Genomic DNA, 5,944 nt, shown 5'->3' on the forward strand with positions numbered 1-5,944 from the left:
GGCGGTGGTGGAGGAGGGGGTGGCGGCGGAGGTGGGGGTGAGGGAGGTGTCGGGGCGGTCGGCGCAGTGCCGAACGGGTCGTCGGGGTTCGTGGGCCAACTCATGTCGTCCGCCTCTCCAGGAGTTCGTAGGTACCGCCGACGATGACCGCCACCGCGGCGACGAGGGTGGCGCGCACCCCGGCGAGCGCCGGGACCGCGGCCGTCTCCACGCCGAGCGCGACCAGCGCCCCGAACAGCGCGGTCAGTCCGGCCAGCGCCCGGGCGAGGCGCGGCTGCTGCGACAGCTCCGCCACCCAGCCGAGCGCCGCCGCCAGCGGCACGAAGTAGAACGCCGCGGCGAGCAGACGCAGCACGCCCGAGTCGAGGAAGTGCAGCGTGCGGGCCGCGTCGATCAGCTCGAACGCGGTGCGCTCGCGCTCCCCGGTTCGCACCCACGGCAGGAAACCCGCGCCTGCGACCACTGCAGCTCCGGCCAACATGACCGTCCGCCCGACCATCACCCGCCAGATTAGGGCGCGCCGCGCTCCGTGCCCGGTCGGGAACTCCACGACGGGCGCAGGCGACTCATCTCCCAGTGGGACAGCCCCACGGAGGAGGAACCATGAGCAAGATCGTTCGCGTGCTGCCACCGCTCGGCATCGCTGCCGGCGCCCTGGCGCTGCTGGCGGCCCCGGCGGGCGCCCACATCTCGCCCGACAAGGACGAGGTCGCGGCGGGCTCGCACGACACCGTGACCCTGTCGGTCGGGCACGGCTGCGAGGCGTCGCCCACCAACCAGCTCGTCGTCGAGGTTCCCGCAAGCCTCAACTCCGTGACGCCCCAGATACATCCCGGCTGGAAGATCAGCGTCCAGAACGAGGACCTCGCCACGCCGGTCGACGACGGCGAGGGTGGGGAGATCACCGAGCGGATGAAGTCCGTGACGTTCACCGCCGACCCGGGCAACGAGCTGCCCGACGGCTACCGCGACACCTTCACGCTGGGCTTCACCACCCCCGAGACCGAGGGCGAGTACCTCTTCTTCAAGACCGTGCAGAAGTGCCCGGACGGCGAGACGGCGTGGATCGAGGAGTACACGGGTGAGGGCGAGGAGCCCGAGCATCCGTCGCCGGCCGTGCTGATCGGCCCGGCCGCCGCGGACGAGCACGGCGGAGCGGCCGAAGAGGAGGAGCCCGAGGCCGAGGCGGTCGCCACCGAGGAGGCCTCGTCGAGCTCCGACGACTCCGACGACGGCGGCTCCGACGGCCTGGCCATCGCCGGCATCGTCCTCGGTGCCGCAGGCCTCGCGACGGGCGGCTTCGCGCTGACCCGCAGCCGCAAGTCGGCCGGCAGCAGCTGAGACCCGGAAACTGCGTGGTCGGTGGCCCTCAGGCAGCCACCGGCCACGCAGTTTCGTTTCGGTCGCCGGTGGTAGAGGCGAGGCGCCACAGGAGCAGGACGCCGACGAGCTCCAGCAGGTGGGGGGCCTCGCCGACGACAGGCGAGTGGCCGTTCACCATGTCGGCCAGGGCGGTGACCGTCAGGCCCGCGGCCAGCGCCACCGCCATCGGCAGCAGACCGTTGGCCCGCCGGGGCTGCCACGACACCACCAGCATCCCGAACGCCAGCGCCAGGCTGAACGCCCCCAGCTCGCGGGTCGTGTGCAGGGCGCTGGCGGAGTCGGAGCCGAGCACCAGCAGCGGCAGCGCCAGCAGCAGCTGGGTCACCGCCACGGTGAACAGCCCGTAGCGGGCCCACTCGACGGCCCCCTGCTCCCGGCGGGCCGGGGCCGGGCTCGGGAGGTGCGGGGCCGTCATGGCCATGATCTCGCCGGTCAGGTCGGGGACGGGGTCGGCAGGGCGAACTCGCAGGCTTCGATGCAGCCCGGCCAGGGCGTGGGCGTGGCTCTGGCAGGCCGTGCAGCTCTCGAGGTGGGCGTCGAGCGCTGCGTCTTCGAGCGGGGGGAGCTCGCCGTCGAGGCGGGCGGAGATCGCCTCGTGGGCTTGATCGCATCGCATACCTCCATGGTCGCTCACGAGGAACCCCCAGTTCCCACGTCACCCGCGGGCGAGGGGCATCACGTTCGGTCAAGAATGGGGGTCGTGTCGTCCGACGAGGTGACTCGCCTGGCCCTGGCGGCCCGTGACGGCGATCGTGTGGCGTTCGCCGGGTTCGTCCGGCGGACCCAGGGCGACGTCTGGCGGCTCTGCGCCCACCTCGTCGACCGCCAGAGCGCCGACGACCTCACCCAGGACACCTATCTGCGGGCGGTCGGGGCGATTACGCGGTTCCGGGGCGACGCCTCGGCCCGGACGTGGCTGCTGAGCATCGCCCGGCGGGCGTGCGCCGACACGATCCGGCGGCGGACCCGTCGCCGGCGGGCGCTGTTGCGCCGGGGAGCGGAGGCGCTGGACGTGCCGGCGCGGGCGGGCGAGGTGGAGCTCGATCTCGTGCTGGCCGGGCTGAGCCCCGACCGGCGCACGGCTTTCACCCTCACGCAGGTCCTGGGCCTCTCCTACGAGGAGGCCGCCCAGGTGGCGGGGTGCCCGGTAGGCACGATCCGCTCGCGTGTCGCCCGCGCCCGCGCCGACCTGCTGGCCGCGATCGCCGGCCCGGAGGCATCCGAAGCGTCCGACCCCCGTCGCTGACCAAGCGGCGGCGTCTACTGGACGAGTGTCACTGAACCCCGTGGGCGGGGGTGGTAGAACGCCGGGCGTCCAGGCGTCCTGGGCCAGGCGGGCAGCTGAGATTCGGGACGTAGCCAGATGACCGCTTCAGATGCCCTCTCCCGCCGGGTGTTCCTGGCTCGGGTCGGTGTGCTCGGTGCCGCCTTCGGGACCGGAGGCCTGCTCCGATCCGACGTCGCCGGCGCGGGCCCGTTGCAGCTGCCGCCCGTCGGCGTCGGGACCCTGCAACCCGTGCTCGCCGAGCTGGCCCGCGACACGCTGAACGGGCTCACCACCTTCGTCGTGCCCGGCCCGGACGCCTACTCGCGCAGCCAGGGCACACCTCGTACCGAGCCCGGCGCCCTCGACGCCAAGGCCACCGACTTCATGATCCAGGCGCTCGACAACTTCGTGCCGCTGCCCCAGGAGCTGCTGCGGCCGGTCGTCACCGGGCTGGCCACCGCCTCCGCCGACCTGGGCGTGCTACTGCCGCTCGAGCTGCAACAGCTGCTGCCCGACACGGTCTCCAGGCTCGACCGGCTGCTGGGCCTGGTGCTGGCCGACGACGAGACGCTGCCGCTCTCGCTGGTGATCGCCCTCCTGCTCAACCTGGTCGCCACCCAGGTGAACCCGCTGGCGATCAACGGGCCGTTCCTGTCGCCGTTCGCCCGGCTGTCGTACGCCGACAAGGCCAAGGCGTTCTCGCTCGTCGAGGGCGCCGACCCCGACATCGTCGGGGTCCTCGACGCCTCGCTGCCGGAGCCGCTGCACGAGTCGGTGTCGGGGTTGCTGCGGTTCGTGGGCGGCGCCCTGCTGGAGTTCCCCGCCTTCGGCTCCTACAGCGAGTGGGCGGTGTTCGACCGCACGACCCGGACCCTCACGTCGACCCCCGTCGGCTGGGGTCTCACCGGCTACGGCGGCACCAGCGACGGCTGGGACGAGCTGAAGGGCTACTACCAGGACCGCACGGAGGTCAGCGACTGATGCGTGACGTGATCGTGGTCGGCGCCGGGGGCGGCGGACCGGTGGTGGCCAAGGAGCTGGCCGCCCGGGGCCTCGACGTGTTGCTGCTGGAGGCCGGCCCCCGCCACGGGTCGCCCCGCGACGAGTGGACCCACTTCGAGAACGACGCCAACAACCCGCTCACCGGGTACCTCCGCTTCGGCCCCGGCGACCGCGACAAGCCGGCGTGGTTCCGGGAGACGCCGCAGAACTCGTTCCTGTGGCAGCTGTCGGGCGTCGGCGGGACGACGCAGCACTACTACGGCAACTCGCCCCGGGCCTATCCCGGCGTGTTCGCCGACTACGCGGGGCCCGACGCCGGCGCCTACGACGTGGCCCACCGGTTCCCCTTCGGCTACGGCGAGCTGGTGCCGTACTACCAGTGGGTGGAGGCGACGCTGCCCGTGCAGACCGCCGCCATGGGCACCAAGGAGGAGCGGTTCTTCGACGGCGCGGAGACGCTCGGGATCCCGGTGCAGACCACGAAGACCACGACCGGGGCGTCGTTCCGGCCGCAGGAGAACGCCATCCTCCAACCCGGCGGCACCGCCGGCCGCACCCGCAACACCGACGAGCTGCACTACCCGGCGGCCACCGGCTGCACGTTCTGCGGGCACTGCTTCCAGGGCTGCATGGAACCGGTGAGCGCGCCGCGCAACCAGTTCGCCAAGCGCTCGACCGACAACAGCTACGTCCCCATGGCGCTGACCGCCGACGTGTGGGCCCTGGGAGGCAAGCCCGTCACGCTCGTGACCGACGCCTTCGCCTCGAAGGTGCACACGGCGCGGCGGGACGGCTCGCTGGTCGCGAGCGGCGTGAGCTGGCGCGACAACTCGGACGGTTCGACGCACCTGGAGGACGCGCGGGTGGTCGTGCTGGCGGCGGGCTGCACGGAGTCGCCCCGGCTGTGGTTCCGCAGCGGCCTCCCCAACCCCAACGACTGGGTGGGGCGGGGTTACACCGACCACTTCTTCGACTGGGTCGTCGGCTCCTTCGACGAGTACACGGGCAACAGCAAGGGCGTCGGCTCCTCGGCCCGGTGCGACTTCCCGGGCTACGGCGGGCTCGAGAACGTCGGCCTGCCGCCGGCGCTGCAGGCGTTCAGCCTCGCGCTGTCCGACAGCGGCATCCGGGGCGGCTACGGCAACGGGCGGGGCGCCACGGGCCCGTGGGACGGCCCGGCCGGGCGGCTGATCGGCCCGGAGCTGAAGGATGCGCTGGCGGGCAACGCCGACAACCTCCTCAACGTGCTGGTGATCACCGACGACGATGTCGAGGCCCAGAACCGGGTGACGCCCTCCGTCTTCCCGGCCGACGCCAACGGTCCCGTCGCCAAGGTGACGTTCCGCCAGCGGGAGCGCACGCCCCGCACGCTGGCCAACCGGGAGTACCTGGTGGGGAAGGCGGTGGCGCTGCTGCGGGGTGCCGGCGCCCGGTCCGTGTACCGGATCGACTGGGCGCCGCTGATCCTGCACGTCCAGTCGACGATGCGGATGGGCCAGTCGGAGGCCGACTCGGTGCTCGACGCCAACGCCGAGGCCCGTGGTGTCCGCGGCCTCTTCATCGCCGACAACTCGGCCCTGGCGAACGGCCTCGGCGGCCCCAACCCGACCCTCACCACCCAGGCCCTCGCCACCCGCACCGCCGAGAAGATCTTCCAGAGCTACTTCGGCGGCGACCCTTGGGTGGGCGACGAGTCGCCGGTCGTCTCCACCGACGCCCGCGTCAGCACGCGTCTCGCCCAGCTGGGCCTCTGAGTCGCTGGACATCACGCCGCCCTCCGCTGCTCACCGAAGAGGTCGGGTGGTCGTCCGGGTGGTCGGCTCTGGATGACTCGTCCGGTGGGTGTGGTGATCTTGTAGGTGGCGTCGGGGAGGAGTTTGGTGTGCCACCCGGGTTGGTGGACGAGGTGGTGATGGCGGGAGCATTCCAACACGAGGTTCCCGAGCTCGGTCGGGCCTCCGTGTTGCCATTCGCGGACGTGGTGGGCTTCGCACCATTGGGGTGGTCGGTCGCAGTCACCGAAGCGGCAGTGCCTGTCTCGTGCCACGAGGGCGTTGAAGAGGCTGGCGGGGACGGTGCGGGTGGTGGTGCCGTAGTCGAGGATGCTGGAGCGTCCTTCGGTGATGACTCGGTGGACTCCGGCGTCGCAGGCGAGCCGCAGGATCGTGGAAGCGCTCACCATGGTGCCGTCGGGTAGCCAGCCGGTGGCTTCGTCGTCGGCGTCGATGTCGTCGAGGTCGAGGAACACGTTGAGGTGCGGCCGGTGCCGGCCCCCGCGGTGGGTCTGTTGGT

At 72.3% G+C, this 5,944-nt stretch carries 7 protein-coding genes; 4 read left to right on the plus strand and 3 right to left on the minus strand.

Annotated features, from left to right (window positions below; genetic code table 11):
- Window positions 1-100: 100 nt before the first annotated feature.
- Window positions 101-433 (minus strand): hypothetical protein, encoded by a 333-nt coding sequence (locus VK611_25595; protein HMG44734.1) that lies wholly within the window; start codon window positions 431-433, stop codon window positions 101-103.
- A gap of 170 nt (window positions 434-603) precedes the next feature.
- Between VK611_25595 and VK611_25600 the strand changes: the two genes are divergently transcribed.
- Window positions 604-1,341, plus strand: coding sequence for a YcnI family protein (locus VK611_25600; protein HMG44735.1), 738 nt, complete (start codon window positions 604-606; stop codon window positions 1,339-1,341).
- 28 nt (window positions 1,342-1,369) lie between these two features.
- On the opposite strand, the gene VK611_25605 is transcribed toward VK611_25600, so the two are convergent.
- Window positions 1,370-1,999 carry a zf-HC2 domain-containing protein gene (locus VK611_25605; GenBank protein HMG44736.1) on the minus strand — a complete coding sequence of 210 codons (630 nt, stop codon included), beginning with the start codon at window positions 1,997-1,999 and terminating at the stop codon, window positions 1,370-1,372.
- Between the two features lie 84 nt (window positions 2,000-2,083).
- Between VK611_25605 and VK611_25610 the strand changes: the two genes are divergently transcribed.
- The 3 genes from VK611_25610 (at window position 2,084) to VK611_25620 (ending at window position 5,406) form a co-directional block, all read left to right on the plus strand.
- Window positions 2,084-2,629, plus strand: coding sequence for a sigma-70 family RNA polymerase sigma factor (locus tag VK611_25610; GenBank protein ID HMG44737.1), 546 nt, complete (start codon window positions 2,084-2,086; stop codon window positions 2,627-2,629).
- A gap of 117 nt (window positions 2,630-2,746) precedes the next feature.
- Complete coding sequence (locus tag VK611_25615; protein ID HMG44738.1) at window positions 2,747-3,631, plus strand: hypothetical protein; 885 nt, start codon at window positions 2,747-2,749, stop codon at window positions 3,629-3,631.
- Complete coding sequence (locus VK611_25620) at window positions 3,631-5,406, plus strand: GMC oxidoreductase (protein ID HMG44739.1); 1,776 nt, start codon at window positions 3,631-3,633, stop codon at window positions 5,404-5,406. Before VK611_25615 ends, VK611_25620 begins: the two co-directional genes overlap by 1 nt.
- Before the next feature lie 11 nt (window positions 5,407-5,417).
- Here the strand turns inward: VK611_25620 and VK611_25625 are convergent.
- On the minus strand, window positions 5,418-5,944 hold a 527-nt coding region (locus VK611_25625), incomplete at its 5' end, for a DUF222 domain-containing protein (protein ID HMG44740.1).

Source organism: Acidimicrobiales bacterium, from assembly GCA_035316325.1.
Classification (GTDB): Bacteria; Actinomycetota; Acidimicrobiia; order Acidimicrobiales; family VFJN01; genus DASXTK01.